This is a genomic window from Segatella oris (genome assembly GCF_900637655.1).
GTDB classification, from domain to species: Bacteria; Bacteroidota; Bacteroidia; order Bacteroidales; family Bacteroidaceae; genus Prevotella; species Prevotella oris.
This window is the reverse complement of the sequence record NZ_LR134384.1, coordinates 1,967,811-1,983,279: the sequence shown is the minus strand read 5'-3', so window position 1 is coordinate 1,983,279 and position 15,469 is coordinate 1,967,811. Positions and strand designations below refer to the sequence as shown.

Annotated in this window: 9 protein-coding genes and 3 pseudogenes; 4 read left to right on the top strand and 8 right to left on the bottom strand. The window is 42.3% G+C overall.

Annotated elements, in window-relative coordinates; translation table 11 throughout:
* Position 1 precedes the first annotated feature (1 nt).
* Both EL210_RS08260 and EL210_RS08255 read left to right on the top strand, forming a co-directional pair.
* A complete protein-coding gene (locus tag EL210_RS08260; protein WP_018919103.1) occupies positions 2-1,372 on the top strand; it encodes a hypothetical protein in 1,371 nt (456 codons plus the stop codon).
* A gap of 26 nt (positions 1,373-1,398) precedes the next feature.
* Positions 1,399-2,112, top strand: a complete 714-nt coding sequence (locus tag EL210_RS08255; protein ID WP_018919102.1) for a toxin-antitoxin system YwqK family antitoxin — start codon at positions 1,399-1,401, stop codon at positions 2,110-2,112.
* A gap of 142 nt (positions 2,113-2,254) precedes the next feature.
* Here EL210_RS08255 and EL210_RS08250 read toward each other — a convergent pair.
* The 3 genes and pseudogenes from EL210_RS08250 to EL210_RS08240 all read right to left on the bottom strand — a co-directional run bounded on the left by EL210_RS08250 (position 2,255) and on the right by EL210_RS08240 (position 5,420).
* A pseudogene (locus EL210_RS08250) lies at positions 2,255-3,238 on the bottom strand (IS256 family transposase).
* A gap of 120 nt (positions 3,239-3,358) precedes the next feature.
* Entirely contained in the window at positions 3,359-4,312 is a 954-nt protein-coding gene (locus EL210_RS08245; RefSeq protein WP_126370225.1) for an IS30 family transposase, read from the bottom strand.
* Between the two features lie 201 nt (positions 4,313-4,513).
* Positions 4,514-5,420 (bottom strand): annotated as a pseudogene (locus tag EL210_RS08240) (IS982 family transposase).
* A gap of 497 nt (positions 5,421-5,917) precedes the next feature.
* On the opposite strand from EL210_RS08240, the gene EL210_RS08235 reads away from it, so the two are divergent.
* Both EL210_RS08235 and EL210_RS08230 read left to right on the top strand, forming a co-directional pair.
* Positions 5,918-7,159: a site-specific integrase gene (locus tag EL210_RS08235; protein ID WP_026285951.1), complete on the top strand. Its 1,242-nt coding sequence runs from the start codon at positions 5,918-5,920 to the stop codon at positions 7,157-7,159.
* Positions 7,160-7,178: 19 nt separating this feature from the next.
* Entirely contained in the window at positions 7,179-7,532 is a 354-nt protein-coding gene (locus EL210_RS08230; protein ID WP_025879789.1) for a hypothetical protein, read from the top strand.
* A gap of 212 nt (positions 7,533-7,744) precedes the next feature.
* On the opposite strand, the gene EL210_RS08225 is transcribed toward EL210_RS08230, so the two are convergent.
* The 5 genes and pseudogenes from EL210_RS08225 to EL210_RS08205 form a co-directional block, all read right to left on the bottom strand.
* Complete coding sequence (locus tag EL210_RS08225) at positions 7,745-8,806, bottom strand: DUF4876 domain-containing protein (RefSeq protein WP_018920434.1); 1,062 nt, start codon at positions 8,804-8,806, stop codon at positions 7,745-7,747.
* 36 nt (positions 8,807-8,842) lie between these two features.
* Positions 8,843-10,135, bottom strand: coding sequence for a hypothetical protein (locus tag EL210_RS08220; protein ID WP_026285950.1), 1,293 nt, complete (start codon positions 10,133-10,135; stop codon positions 8,843-8,845).
* A 19-nt stretch (positions 10,136-10,154) separates the two neighbouring features.
* On the bottom strand, positions 10,155-11,480 hold the full coding sequence (locus tag EL210_RS08215) for a hypothetical protein (RefSeq protein WP_018920432.1): 1,326 nt from the start codon (positions 11,478-11,480) through the stop codon (positions 10,155-10,157).
* Between the two features lie 5 nt (positions 11,481-11,485).
* Positions 11,486-13,807: a TonB-dependent receptor gene (locus EL210_RS08210; protein ID WP_018920431.1), complete on the bottom strand. Its 2,322-nt coding sequence runs from the start codon at positions 13,805-13,807 to the stop codon at positions 11,486-11,488.
* 1,141 nt (positions 13,808-14,948) lie between these two features.
* Positions 14,949-15,233, bottom strand: a pseudogene (locus EL210_RS08205) (plasmid mobilization protein); the annotation flags it as partial.
* Between the last annotated feature and the right edge of the window lie 236 nt (positions 15,234-15,469).

Here is a 15,469-nt window from a genome sequence, read left to right as displayed (position 1 = left end):
TATGGCAACGAAATTAAAAGCTGTTAAATGTCCACAATGCGGTAGTGAAAAGCATGAGCAGATAGATAAGAAACGCTATAGATGCTTGAATTGCGGGACGGAATTCTTCTTGGATGATGATGACATTAATATTAATGTAAATCATCATTACGACTTTCAGTCGTCATCAACTTTCGGCAGTGATCTGGGAATTGGAATGAAACTTGGAATTGTCGCTTTGTTGATTCCACTGGCTGTTGTATTCATATTTGTATTTTTCTTGTTTCAAACTGGGGAAAGTAGTGTTGCATCAGGTGGAAAAGATTCTGTGAGTGTGAGAGAGACTTTCGAAGAAATGATTCCGATGATTCATGATGGAAAGGCATGTGTTTTTTATATGACAGATCGTGATTATACTGTAAGTTTTGGTCAGGATGAGTCAAAATATGTGAATGGTTATTATCTTGGATTTCGTGATGCAACGACAGGTAAGGTGCTCGTGGACCAGCTTTTCATGTCTGAAGAGGATGCACGTGATGAGTCTGTCTCTTCTATTTCAAATACAAGTATATCCTATCTTCAGCAAGCTCACCGTTGGTTTCTTATTATAGGTAAGCGTTATGTCTTTGAGATAGAACCTAAATCATTGGTTATAAAGGATGTCTCCAAGTCACTTTTTAAGGGAAAACAGGCTATGAGTACTGGTATTTCATCCATTACATTCATTGATAGTGATTATGGTGAAGGCTTTGAAGTGCACAATAATTTAGCTGAAACCTATTATTATTTCCCTGCTTCTAATCGTCTTTACTCGGAGGAGGCATTTAAGTTTGCAAAGCGACTTCCACCATCAGAACTGAATGGTGAAGTGCGTGATACTACATATTGGGAAATGCATAAGAAAAATATAAGCGAAGAAACAAGCAGTGCAGGTGGTCTCCTGCGCCTATGGAAAGTACATGCAAAATATCATTTGGGCGATCCTCAAGACTTTAGTTTCTATAATTGGATAAGTCAGACTTTCTCTTATGATCCAGGTAATCGATTGGTTAGTGCAACTCCTGTTACAAATTGGTTTATTGGTTTTAACGGCGGTGTAGTTTATCAAGATGCCCAAAGACTATTGATAACATTCTATCCTTCCATGGCTCCGGATGCTAATTCTGTATTCCAAATGCGTGACAAAGAAGGAAATGTGCTTTGGACGCAGGCTCTAAGAAGATTCTCAAGTGTAAGTGTTGGAGCCTGCTATGGCAATAAGATTTGGTTCTTGGGACAAAGAAGTCGTCGCTCCGGATATGATGACATACATAGCTATAGCTTTGATATCAATACGGGAAAGTGGGCGCAAGGAGCGCAAATGTCTCAAGAATATAGTATAAAAATTGAGTAGAATAGGATTAATGATGTATTGTGAATATGAATAAGACTCTATTTATAGGCCTGCTTTTTCTTACCTCTATTGCAGCAACTGCTCAAGAAAAATATATGGAACACGATGCTGATGGCAGATTACGTGTGTTGGGTTATATTGACAAAAAGACTGAAAAGAAAGTTGGTCATTGGGTAGAATACGGGAGAAATGGGCGGAAAATCAGTGAAGTAGACTACAAAAACGGAGAGAAAGACGGGCGTTATTATGAATATGATGACGAAGGTCGTGTAGCCGTTATGCAGACCTATCGTGATGGACTGCTTGATGGGCCTTACTTACAATATCATGATTCTCCCAACAAGAAAGGTGTATTACCGCTTTATGTTCGTGCTTTTTATCGCGATGGACAACAGGAAGGTATGGAATATATTTATGAATCCAATGGGAAAATCCTACATCGAAGACGGTATGAAGCAGGTACAATGTTGACCGATACGGCTTATGAGTATAACGGGATATATATAACAACGATGCGTCGTGTTACAGATCCAACAGATCCTGAAGGTTTCAGATATAAAGAGGTAACAGATTTTACTCCTTACAAGAAGGCAAAAGTAGAGTTCCGGGAGGAGAGACAGTCTCATAGAAGAAAGCAAGTGAAGTCTAAACATCCTCAATCACAGGTTGCTCCTAAACCTAAAGAAACCCCGAAAACAAAACTGAAAGTGGGGAAAGATGGTGCTATAGTGCTTGATTAATCTGGTGATTTATCTCGTAATATACTTAAGGTTGTATAATTTCAACTGTGTCAAGGATCTAATCCTTCATATTTCACCTCATCTGGATGACAGGATTTTTAATCGTGTTGGCCAGATGAGGAATCTTTCGTCCGAGGAAAAGTTACATGATTTCAAAACGTTCTCCAGATTTTATTGCTAATTGTTGTGATATCTGAGACCAGTTGGCAAGTGGCATAGTCCACTTCTCACGTATGTTCCGGTATGCCATATATACAAGCTTTTCGGGAGAAGTATCGGACGGGAAGACTCCTTTGTTCTTTGTTACCTTGCGTACTTGCCTGTGGTAGCCTTCAACGGTGTTGGTAGTGTATATCAGCTTACGTATCGCAGGTGTATACCGGAAGTATCCCGTGAGGCGTTCCCAGTTGTCACGCTATGATTTTATGACGATGGAATACGTCCCCCCCCACTTACCTTCGAGTGTGTCTAACTGTGTTTCTGCAGTCTCTTTGCTAACGGCACCATATACAGTCTTAAGGTCCCAGAGAAACTCCTTTTGATGCTTACTGCCAACGTACTTGATAGAGTTACGTATTTGATGGACAATACAGAGTTGGACACTTGTATTGGGGAATACGCTCTGTATAGCATCAGGGAAGCCTTTCAGACCATCAATACAGCATATCAATATATCCTGAACACCTCTGTTTTGAAGGTCGCTTAGAACCTCTAACCAGAAGTTTGCACCTTCACTCTTGGAGATATACATACCAAGAAGTTCCTTGTGGCCTTCCTTGTTGATGCCTAAGACGTTGTAAATGGCACGTGAGACCGCACGTCCGGTTTCTTCCTTCACCTTATAATGGATGGCATCCAGCCAGCATATTGCGTATACAGGGTCAAGCATTCGTGAACGCCATGCCTTGATTTCCGGCAGTACTCTGTCTGTGATGGAACTGATGGTTTCTGCAGATAGTCTGGTACCAAATTCACGCTCAAAATGCTTGCTGATCATCTCACCTTCAAAGGCAGCATTCAAAATGCGCTCCAACATTGATGCCAAAGCACTATCCTTACCAAATAACGGTTCTCCGTTACGAAGCTGTTTCGCAGCTCTCTTATAATCAATTTCGTTGTTGTCCATAAAAAATAAACTGTATAAAACTATTTCTTATTGTAGTCTGACACTGTTTACTTTACACTCTCTAGCTGTCGCTCTGATAATTTTATAAATTGACGGCAGATTCAACTACCAAATACGAATTTACTTAAGTTTTTTGTAAAAAACAAATTTCGGTGTTCTAAAGTTAAGTTTCTTCCTGGGTCTGTCATTTAATTTGGCTTCCATTGCGGCAATATACTGCGTTGAGAGTTTGTTTGTATTACATCTTTTATCGATATACTGCCTGATTAACATGTTCCGATTTTCTACAGCTCCCTTCTGCCAGGGGCAGTGTGGATGTGCATAATATACGCTGCATCCTAAAGATTTTTCAATGTCCTCATACTGCATAACCTCCGGTCCGTTGTCGGTAGTTATGGTATGTACGGCATCCTTTATGGGTCTCAAAGCCTCTGTTACGGCCTTGGAAACCTCCCGGGCCGTCTTGTATTTTGCTAACTTTCTGATAATTCCAAGATTGGTACTTCTCTCCACCATGGTTAATGCCGATGAGTTTCCCGGGCCGATGATCAGATCCATCTTCCAGTCCCCGAACCGCTTTCCGTCAGCACAGGCAGGACGTTCGTCTATGCTTTTCCGATTCCCCGAGAGTGACTTTTGGTCTCTTTTAAGCCAGTGGTTCCTGTATTTGAACTGGAAACGACAGTACCTATAGATGTCTCCACCAGCATTACGGTCCCGCCAGATGTACTTGTATATGGTCGTGTGAGACACACACTTCCTGCCAAGTGCCTTCATGCGCCCACATATCTGCTGTGCAGACCATCCCATCCTCAGATATTTACTGATGTTCCGCCACATCTCAGGCGTCATCTTGCGAGGTCTCTGATAGCGTCGCTTGCGCCTTCTTGCTCTCCTGACGGCAACCGTATAGGTGTATTTACCCGTATATTCAGAGGAGTTACGCTCTATCTCACGGTATACTGTACTTCTGTGAACGCCTATTGCTTCTGCAATTGCTTTTTTGGACATTTCTTTTTGGAGTAAGACAGAAATTGTGTATCTTTGTTCCGAGGTTAATTGATGGAACTTCATAATACAAAATTAAATTAATTAATCTTGGGGAGACCGTGGGCTCCCTTTTGTTTAATATATGTTTAATCGTAATCTTCTGTTTCGCTCTCGGGGGCTGAGACCCCCGCCGCTGGGTACCCCCTCGGTGTTTTTCATAGTTCTTTGTAAACTATTTATCACCGGAGACTGTCGCATTTACTAATTAACGTGAGTTCGACGAATTCAGAACAATGTAAGCTGTGTATCAATAGTCCTTTGTACATTGATGCACGGCTTCTTTGGAAACAGGCAAAAGGCTGTAATGGCACCTAATAAGTTGACGATGAAATTGTCAAAGCATCTATATCTGGAGTGTTCCATTTGTGCAATGCTCTTAAGTTCATCATTCACAGTTTCTATAATGGCTCTTTTTCAGAGTAAAAGCCTGTCTGAAACACTCATTAAAGCTCCTTTCATGTTACTTTTCAATTTGGTAATAAGCTGTATTCCGTCAATGAAAAGCCTTTGAAAGAGGTTCTTGCCGATATAGCCCTTGTCACCGAATAGCTTACCATATATTAAAATCTATGAATGCTTTGTACTCCAAAGGCTTACGGTCATCAATATCTCCCGGCGTTATCGTAAAGTTGAGGAGTTCTTCTTTCTCATTACAAATCAAATACAACTTGAAACCGAAGAACCAACCCATAGAGCATTTTCCTCTTTGAGCTATGCCTTTGAAAACTTTGTGAATATGTATTCTTTGATTCTTGCAGACACGCAGTGGTGTGCTGTTAACGAAACTTATACCCGTACATTTGCCCAACAGGACCTTCTTGATAAACAAGGTTAATGGTATGGCTACATCCCTTTCCAATTCTACTAAACGATTATAAGAAACAACATTGGGAAACAGATGGCGAAGAGGCTTGCATACTTTTTCAAGATAGAAATGTTTAAAGTAACGATAATCAGAATCGTGGAAAAGAATCATTATCAGCATAACTTCTGCCTTTGACATTGTAGAATTTCGATGATATTTTCTTTTTCCAATAGGTTTTAGAGTATATTTTGCTGTCATTGCATCAAGAAACTTGCAGGAGTCATCTGCCATACAAAATGTTTCAGTAACTTTGTTCTCGGTGAACATAGCGATTTTGCTTGTAATTCTCTCTATATATATCAATACCTTAAGATTACAACAAATTTCGCTAATCACCGCATCTATAGGTGCTTATAATTCGTCGAACTCACGTTAATTAAAACAAACGAGATCATAAGGTATGTTTTAGCATTGCAAATGCTTCTATAAAATCAGAAAACAGGAAAAATGTAGCGATTGAGTTGTGAATCAAGTTCTTAGGCGGGAAATTAAGAAGTGATAAAAAGTCATGCTATACCACGAAAAGGCAACTTACAGCCACCGTTCAGTTGCCAATTCGTAACCTCTTTTGCGATGGTGGCAAAGAGGGGAAAGAGGGGAAAGACGGGGAAATAGCAATATGATAGAGGTATGAGTATGAGATAGAAAAGAGATAACCAATGGAAATTCTTCCTCTCCCGCTTCGATTTCTGTAATCCTCCGCGATTTGCGTAGTGACGAATGACTCTGCATTGAATAATTTTGCAAACAAAGAAAGAAACACAATGAAGAGTACATTTTCAGTCATCTTCTACTTAAAGAAGAACAAGGTAAAGAAAGACGGCATCTCGCCCATCATGGGACGCATCACCGTGGACGGCACACAGGCACAGTTCAGCTGCAAGGTTTCCATCGAAGCGAAACTCTGGGGCACAAAAGGCGGACGAGCCACAGGCAAAAGCATCACGGCACGCGACGTCAATCGTGCGCTCGATAAGTTGCGTGCCGTCATCACAAAACATTATCAGGAAATCATGGAGCGCGACAACTTCATCACCGCCGAAAAGGTGCGCAATGCCTTTCAAGGCTTGGAATACCGCAAACATACCCTCATCACCCTCTACGACGACTTCCTGATAGATTACACGCAAAAGGTGGAATGCGGTTTAAAGTCCAAGCGAACCCTGCAAAAGTATCATGCCGTGTATAAGCATCTGAAAAGCTTCCTGCAAACCAGACACCATCTCAGCGATATCGCCTTAAAAGAAATCCAACCCACTTTTGCCACCGACTTCGAAACATTTCTGCTCACTTATTGCCATTTGAGTCATAACACCGTTTGGCTTTACAGTTTTCCCGTGCGGATGCTCATGCACCGAGCCGTAGAGAACGGCTGGCTGGTTCGCTATCCCTTTTCCGATTACAACATAAGCCAGCAAAGACCCGAGCGGGTATTCTTGACAAAGGAAGAAATCAGACTGCTCATAGATGCCCCAAAACTCACACCCGCACAAACTTTTATTCGCGATATGTTTCTCTTCTGCACTTTTACGGGAGTTGCCTACATCGACTTGAAGAACCTTCGTGAAGAGAATATCGTCCGCAGTCCGCTCGACGGCGATGTGTGGATACGTACCCGCCGACAAAAGACGAATGTGGAAGTAAATGTTAAACTGCTTGATATTCCTCTGCAAATCCTCGACAAGTATAGCGGACTCAGCCGCAATGAATATTTCTTCCCCATTCCCTCGCATGTCTACTGCTACAACCAACTTAAAACCATCATGAAGAAATGCGGCATCGACAAACATGTAACGTGGCACGTAGCCCGGCATACCATGGCAACGGTTGTATGCTTGTCTAACGGCATGCCCATCGAATCGGTTAGCAGTCTGTTGGGACACAAATGTATCACCAGTACACAGATATACGCCAAGATAACCAACGAAAAATTAGGTAGGGAAATGGATACTCTTTCCACAAAACTGACCGACATCAGCAATCATGCCGCAGCAACCCTCATTTAACGAAAAAGGAGAAAAGACAATGAAACGCAATATAATTACCTTTGAGCCTCCCGTTCTTTATATTCCGCAGGGAGAGATATGGATGACCCTTGCTGAAATTGCCGAACTGTTCAACACCACGGCGACACATATCAGGCATATTATTCGGGCGATATATCGCTCGGACGTGCTGTTACCGTGCCACACAACACAGTTTGTAGTGTTAGAAAACGGCAACTACGATGATGTTTACAATCTTGACTTATTGCTTGCTCTTGCCTACCGCATCGACAGCTCTGCCGCCCAGCAATTGCGCAAGAAAGCCACAGAGAGCATCTGTCGAAAGCCAGAAACATCCATTATCTTCTGTCTTGATACAGCATGTGTCAATTAGCACAGCAAACATAGATAAAATAGATAATAAAAATAAGGAGGAATAAGCCCTCCAACGGTAAAGATGCCGAAGGAGGACTTTGCTTGTAATAGACTTTGCAGGAAAGTTTTACTATCCTGTCAATCAGTATTTATTTTCATCTTGTATTTGTGCACAAAGATAAACCACTAAAAGATATAGCCTGCTGTTTTGTTGGACAATATACAAGTTCTTTACTTTTTTTTAGAGAATAGGGATGCCTCTACAACTTCAAAGTCTGAGGTAGAGTTGTTGTTGTCGACAAACTTGTTTCCGTCGAACCTTCTTATCAAGGCTTTTCCTGCATGCTTTTCAATCTTGTCGTTCGTCGTCTCTTGCACGCCCTTATGACCTTTGTCTACCTCTGCGGCTACCAATGACCATTTGAATTCCGTGTTGGGACAGATGGTCACGACGTCTATCACCCAGTCGTAAGGCATAATCAGCAACGTGGCTTCCTGACTGTGATGTCCGTTGCTCTGGTAAGCAATGTTCTTGCAGTATTTCCTCTTGGCGATGTCTTCTGCTTTCGTGTAACCTAACTCTTTGAGGAACGTTTGCTTGATGTTTTCGGGTGTGTCACCCAGTTTGATCAAGGCTATGGCCGTTTTGTTGGACACGTCGAAATTGCTCATTTCCTCTTTCTTCCAATCTCCCTGAGAATACCACAGTGTCATTTCACGCACATTGCTTCCCACGCCCTTGACCTCGTCTTTCGGTATCCACTGATAGTCAGCCTTACTTAAATCCAAGAGTTGGTCCAGTCTTTGGTAATTCTTCAGATCTTCGCCGTTTTCCTTCAAGTATTTTTCCTTGTCGACTCTGTGATTGATTGCTTTCTTGGCGATAACGACAGAGGCTCCGGCAGCCAATGGATGCTGAGTGCCGTTTCCGCCGAAGAGCACGAGCGTAGACACCCCGAAGTGGGTTTTGATGAAGTTATACTCATCTTTGAGGTCTATTCTGTCGCAAGGGTCAAACAGGTGTACGGCCAAAGCATAATTGTCCAGATAGATAGTCTTGGAAGTGGGGTTGTAAATCTTTATGTACTTGTCGTCATCGTAAGTCTCATTGTACACTTTTCCGCTATAGGTCCGGGTGAAATAGGTACCGCCATAATACACTTCCTGTATCAGGAGATGGTCAATCTTCGTCTCAGAGGTTTGTCCGTTCTCGTCACCGTCTCTGCGGCAGCTTGTAAATACGGTTAGCCCAATTGCTGCGAGCAACAGCCCGCTTCTTAAAAAACTTCTCATTGTTGTATGATTTAATTAGTGAAAAATGTTTGTCTCTTACAGGAACCATGCACCGAACCCTCCGTTTCCGTGGGTCGTCACGTTGAGGATAGCATCATATGCCTCTTGTGGTGTCAGTCCGATCTCTTTCCCCAAATGATAGTAATACGGCTCATAGGGGTCGGGGTTTGTCGGGTCGGTATCATAGGTGTTGGTATATACCTTGAGCGGAATGTTGAAACGTATCATTTCCTTCCACCCCGATTGCGGATTAGGGTTATAATAAGGTGCACACACGTACTTGCTTGCACCCAAAGGCCGGCCGTCACTGCCGAGAGGCATTGGGGTAAGCGTCTTCTTGCCTTTATCACATTTCATAATTCTGACGGCCAAATAGAAATAGGGTAACAGGTTGCTGCTCCGACTGTAGGTAGCACCGTTCCTCAACGGCACAGGCCAGCCATCGTAGATGGGGTCGACTTCTTCGGCAATATTAAACTTTATGTGCCCTTTCAGCCCCACCCAGTCTTGGTCGTATGGCGCCATGGCACCATCGGTATGGAACCTCCGGAACGGTGGAAGCAGCTTTTGATTGAACAATTCACGCACACCGTCGGCCATGTCTTCGGTGGTCCATGTATCGCGATAAGTATACTCGAACAGCTTTGGGGTCGATAATCTCAATTTGTCAAAGCTGTCTTGAATCTTGAAATATGTCGACTCTACCATATCCGATTTGTTCTTCCCTCGATAGCGAACGTCTTTTACTGTGAACGGTTGGCCTTTGTCGTCGACGTCACTGATTGAAATAAAGACCTGATATTGGTCTGAATGCTCCAAAATACGGTCGTTGATAAGCTTTCCATTGCGGTCATAAAAGAACAGGCACAGTCCCCAAAGCTTGGTAGAACCGCCTATGATACGGACATACTGCGGTCCCTTCTTTCCGGAAAGTTTTTCCAAATAGGTCACCGTACTCGCAGTGTCCACCTCCACGCCTATTCCTTTCGAGGTATTGTGGATAATAACGAACTCCTCTTGTTTCCAAGGAGCTTTCTCATAGATGAAGTTACCATGGAATTTACCTCCTCCATGTGGATGTCCTTCTTTGAACATAACGAGACACGTGGCCCAATCCTTGAGTGCACCATCTGGGTCGGGATTGGCTAACCCTGCCTCCGTAACGATGGGTGGTTTATACAAGTCGGCAGCCGATTGCGGCATTTTCTTTCGTGTCAGGGCATTGTCTTTATAGTCTACCTTGACGTCGCCGAATATAAATTTGTCACATGATGTACATAATACTGCAACGGTGAAAGTCAGCATGACTGCTTGAATGATTCTTCTCATATCAGATGATTTAGAATGTTTACATCGTTATCTTGGGAATACGATTGAAGAAACTGTCGCCGCCCCAGAACATGGCTTGCATATCGGTCTTTTCAGCCTTGGGGTAGAAACGTTGGACATCATTCATACACTTCTCCTTGTCTCCATCAAGGTCCGCAATCACTCTGAAAGCAATGGGATAGTCGATGTCGAAACTGTTCCATGCCGTTTGGAGCATGTTGTATTCATAGACGCCACCACTAACATTATTACCGGTGTAGCCATATTTTCCCAACTGATTCTCATTTGCAGGGATGGATACTCTATTCAGAATATGACAGATGCAGACCCTCATTTGGAATGCGATATCGTGTTTTTTGAAACAGAGCATACCTTTGAAACCCAAAGCATCATAGGGCGCACCGTCATCCAGAGACCTCTTTTCCCTGAGACGTATCACTGTACTGCCAGCACGGAGTCGGTTCATATCGTCATAATCGGTCAAATCTTTTCCAAGTTCCTCCTCTACAGGGTCAGTATCACGATACTCATAGCTGAAGACTTCAGGAACCCTCTCATTCAAATTGAAGTTATTAATAGTCTGATAGAGCCTGTATCGTTTGCCTGTGACAGGATCGTCGTAGGGTTCTGTTGCGGAAGGTTTCATGGAGTTTTCAATAGACTTCTCTGCCAATCCAAGACTATATCTCACACCATCAACCTGATTGTCGTCATCGGGCGCATAGATATTTGAAGGAGATATCCTAGATGCTGCTATTCTTTTCCCATTCGCATTTTCAGCAAAAGCGTATTTGCTATAATAAACACTGTCCAAAGACATGGGGTAAACCAACTGCCGACCATTCAGAGAATAATTCTGAATGGTAAAGAAGTGTTGATGTACCAATAAGGTGGAATTGTCTTCGTCATCGGAATAATAATTTGAGAACTGGTGGTTGATAAGCATACCATTGACATCATAGTACTTTAGCTCAAGGCCATAGCAGAACTTATCCGATTTGACAACATCAAAAACCTTCCTATCGGATGTAACCGTGATGTTCCCATTTTCGTCTTTCGATAATGCTATCTCCTGAACAAGAGGGATTGGGGTGGGTTTGCTACCACCTTCAAAAGCCACATATGTTTCGTCCCTATTGCCTAATTTATAATCAGACTTACGAGCTAGCCTCAAGATCAGTTGTACCGAATAGATTTGCTCATGTCCTTTCACGTCCCGTTCTATCGATGATGGTGGGGCTTTGACTATCTTTTTCAAAAAGTTATCTGCACTCTCTTCGGAGCAACCGCTCAGAAACAATAGTGCACAAAGCATACCTAATACAATATGGATATTATTTTTCATTTTATTTAGAACTTTACTATTGTTTTAAATGTTATGTTTGAGCCTCGCGCATGGGCATAATACCTAAAGCGGTCAGTGTATTCTTTATACAGTGTGTTAAATATATTGTCACCTATCATCATCAGTTTCAATTCTCTCTGTCCTGATAATTTCATACTCCATTCTGCTGTTCCGTTGAACAAGACATAGGCGGGCGGGGAGTCGGGTACCAAATCCTTGTCTGGATCAAAATGTGTTTTTTTGGTCACGTAAATACCTGATAGTGATACAGAGGCGTTGTATTTTCCCATACGGTCAAACGTCCAATGATAACTGCCTGACAAACCATAGCGGTCGGAAGGCATAAAAGGCAACCACTCTTTTTGTGTAAGATTACGGGCATAAATCCATTCGCCTTTTGCCATAATGGTAAGACTGGTAAGTGGAGTAATCGTTGCCGTAATGTCACCTCCTGTCAGTACCACATTATCTTGCCCAAAAATAAACTTCGGATATTTGCCGCTAGGATGGTTATGGAACCTATTCAATCCTTTTCCGATGGCATCATAGATATAATTGTGTACACGTTGATAAAAGAAACTCGGTTCTATGGAATACCAGTCCGTGCGGTATCTCGTACCGAACACAGCTTTGTATCCATGCTCACTAGTTAATTTTCGATTTCCCACCACCCAATGAGTACCGTGATGTAAGCCCGTAGCATAAAGTTCGTTGATGTCAGGGGGGCGCCACGACCATCCGATATTGGCCCGCATATCCCATCGGTCTGAGAGTTGATAGTGGGCAGCCAGACTAGTCGTGAAGTTGCTGTATACTTTGAAATCTTTATAGTATTTGTAGCTCTTCAGACTGGTATAACCATCCACATCCATTGCCCTAAAATCGTAGCGCATGCCGAGAGAACATTGAAATCGGCCTATTTTTGCTTGTTGTAGAAAGAACCCTCCCATGGTAAGGGCTGCATAGTTGGGGATGAAAGCCGGCTGCTTAGTACCCGGATAATTATAGTTGGACTGATAACTGCCCGAGAGTCCTGCTTCAGTCGTCATGTTCCAACACTTCCACTTTGCATTCCACAATAAGTCTGTTTTGTAAGTCGTAAGGATAAGGTCTTGCACCGGTATCCAACTATATTTGTCTTGTTTCCTGTTGTCAAACTCCCATCTTAGGTTGTCTTGATAAGAAAGAATGAGCGACAGTTTGTGATTCTTGTTGATTTCCCATTTGATATCACCTTTTAAGGTGAAGTGCTGTGTTTGTTGGAAAGGCGGTTTGATGTTGTAGGAGAATGGTTTGAGCGTATTGTTATCCGGTCTTCCTGCTGCAAAGCGTGCCAATAACTGGTCGATATCCGAGATTCTACTTGCATAATAGATACCGCTTCGCGAATAGTAAAGACTAGTATACAGAGTTGCTGTGATATTTTTGTTCTGATAACCGGCCAAAGCTGACATGCTGATATTATTGAAACCGGTATTGTTCAGAATATACTCAGCCGTGGAATAATCTCCGCCTCGCTGATACATACCATGCAGACGCAATCCCACATGTTTATATCCCATCTCCAAAGTTCCAGATCCATTATATCCCTTGGCATTGGACTCATAACCCATATTCACTGTTCCTCGAGTCTTGAGATGCTGTTGCCCATAAGGAAGAGTTGCTTGATTGAGTAGCACCACGCCCCCCATAGCCCCATAACCATAGCGTATAGATTCGGCTCCCTTCACCACTTCTATCATGTTAGTGCCACTGTAGTCTATCTCTGGTGCATGGTCTTCGCCCCAACTTTGACTTTCCAAACGCACACCTTCGTTAAGAAGAAGGATACGACTGCTATGCATACCTTGTATGACAGGCTTGGCAATAGTGTTACCCGTACTGATAGAACTCACGCCAGGTACAACCTCCAGCAATTTAGCCAATGACGTGGTTCCTACTTTCTCCATGGCATCCAGTCCAATGGTAGCCGACTGTTGCAGCGCCGTAGTCTGATGTTTCTGCGCCATCACCACAACATTGTCTATCATCTTTGCATCATCTTGCATCTGTAAGGTGACAGTTTTGCCGGACACAATTGTTAAAGTCTTCGATATTTTTTTATATCCTACATAGGTAACGTCTACTTTTATCTTATTTATCGAACCTTTAAATATGATGATACATCGACCATTCATATCAGTTACAACAGGGGTGATAGCCCCCTCACAACGAACGGTAGCACCGATAATTGGTTCACGTGTTTTCTCACTTAATATGACAAATGTAATATGCGTGTCACTATCTTTATTTGTCATCCGATGCTCGTTACAGTCTGTTGCCCACATTCTACAAGCAAATAGAAACAACAATGACAAAACAAACAGACACTCGTTCATCCAAAAGCAGCTATTCCAAACGCAGTTTTTTTGTTGTGAAGATCTACAATCAAGATGCATAAATTCTCATTATTATTGTTTACAATGTATATATTTATTTCCATAAAAAACACTCATAGGTAAAACCACTTACTAAGTGAGATTCTCTAATCGTGAAATACATCGTTTTTATCTTCGTATTCTAACTCAGAAATACAATCTGTATCCATTTATAAACAGTATAAAATGTACCAAATGGTATTTAAATTGACCAAGTCAATACGCCTATATTTCTCTTTCAAGCAACGTTGTTCATAACAAGGACTACTCTTTCTTTCTCATGCAAAAGATACAGTTTTTATTTAAATTTGGGTGCGAAAATATAACTTTTATTTTAAATAGCCAATACTTAAAAATAGGTAAAAAGATTCGCAGTGATATAATATATCATCCTCAGAGAAAAGAACTTTTTTGTCTCCTTCTATCCTGTCCCACATGAATCCTCTCCTTGGTTTACTCCGACAACTTTAAAGACTTTTCTTATGCTGAAATCGCATTAATACTGCAGATTATTTTTCCCAGTGTGGGATCTCTATATGGTAGACAAAACCCTTTAGCCCAGCATTATTATTGGTCATCAAGCTGTTATTCATCAAATAGTAATGAGACATATTATTTGGATTTTACCAATCATCAACTAGTTCTGACCACTGACAACAGCCGATAATACGGCTTTCTTGGTAATGATGCTCGAATGGCCATCTCACAGTAATTGACGGTACGGAACGAGCAATTTTAATTATTTATTAGATTCTCTCTTTCGCCATATACAAGATTTTACTCAACCACGGTATGACGAGTATAGTTATTCAATATCGCAGTTTCGGCTGATACCGTTTGGGCTACCATTCAATCAATCTGGACTTTATCCATGTGTCTGTCTTTTTCATCACCCTATGCAGTCGCAATTTAGCAACCAATTGTCTTAAAGTTTATACCGACATGCTATACTCCTTGTCCGGCTTTCCTCTCAGATACGTCTATTGATGATAGATTATTTTGAAAGAACACGTCCTAAATAGCTTGCCATCGCATCGTCTTGGACCGCACAGTTGTTGTCCACGGCGCGGTATTGCGCATGAAAAGACGAAAGCTTGGTGTAATAATCAAGCAGCGTCTTATCTGTTTTTATCACGCGGAAAGGCTGTGAGAAGACACGGGCTTTGATGAAAACCGCACGGGCATAGACACAAGATTGGTCGTACATGGAGAGAAATTTAAGCCATTCCTCGTCATCGAAGCGTACCATGACACAGTGCATTTTTCTTGTTTCCTTGGGGTGCTTGCCCCACTTGGGGCTGTCAATACCACCCCTGTTTTCGTTTTCCTTTTTCATATTTCTGTGGATTAAGTGGTTTTGCGACTCGGCCGCCGTGCCGGTTGTTCCCCTATATAGGCAGAACTGCCCTTCAAAGGATTTCCGACTTCGGAGAAAATCCTCCCTCTCCTTATGTTGAGAGGGCACCTTTCGGGAGTTACCCGAAAGCCTTTGAGTTACTCAAAGGACATCTTGCTGTGTCTTCGAGGACACAAACATCCGCCTTCTCACGGATGAGAGAGTTACCTTCAAGA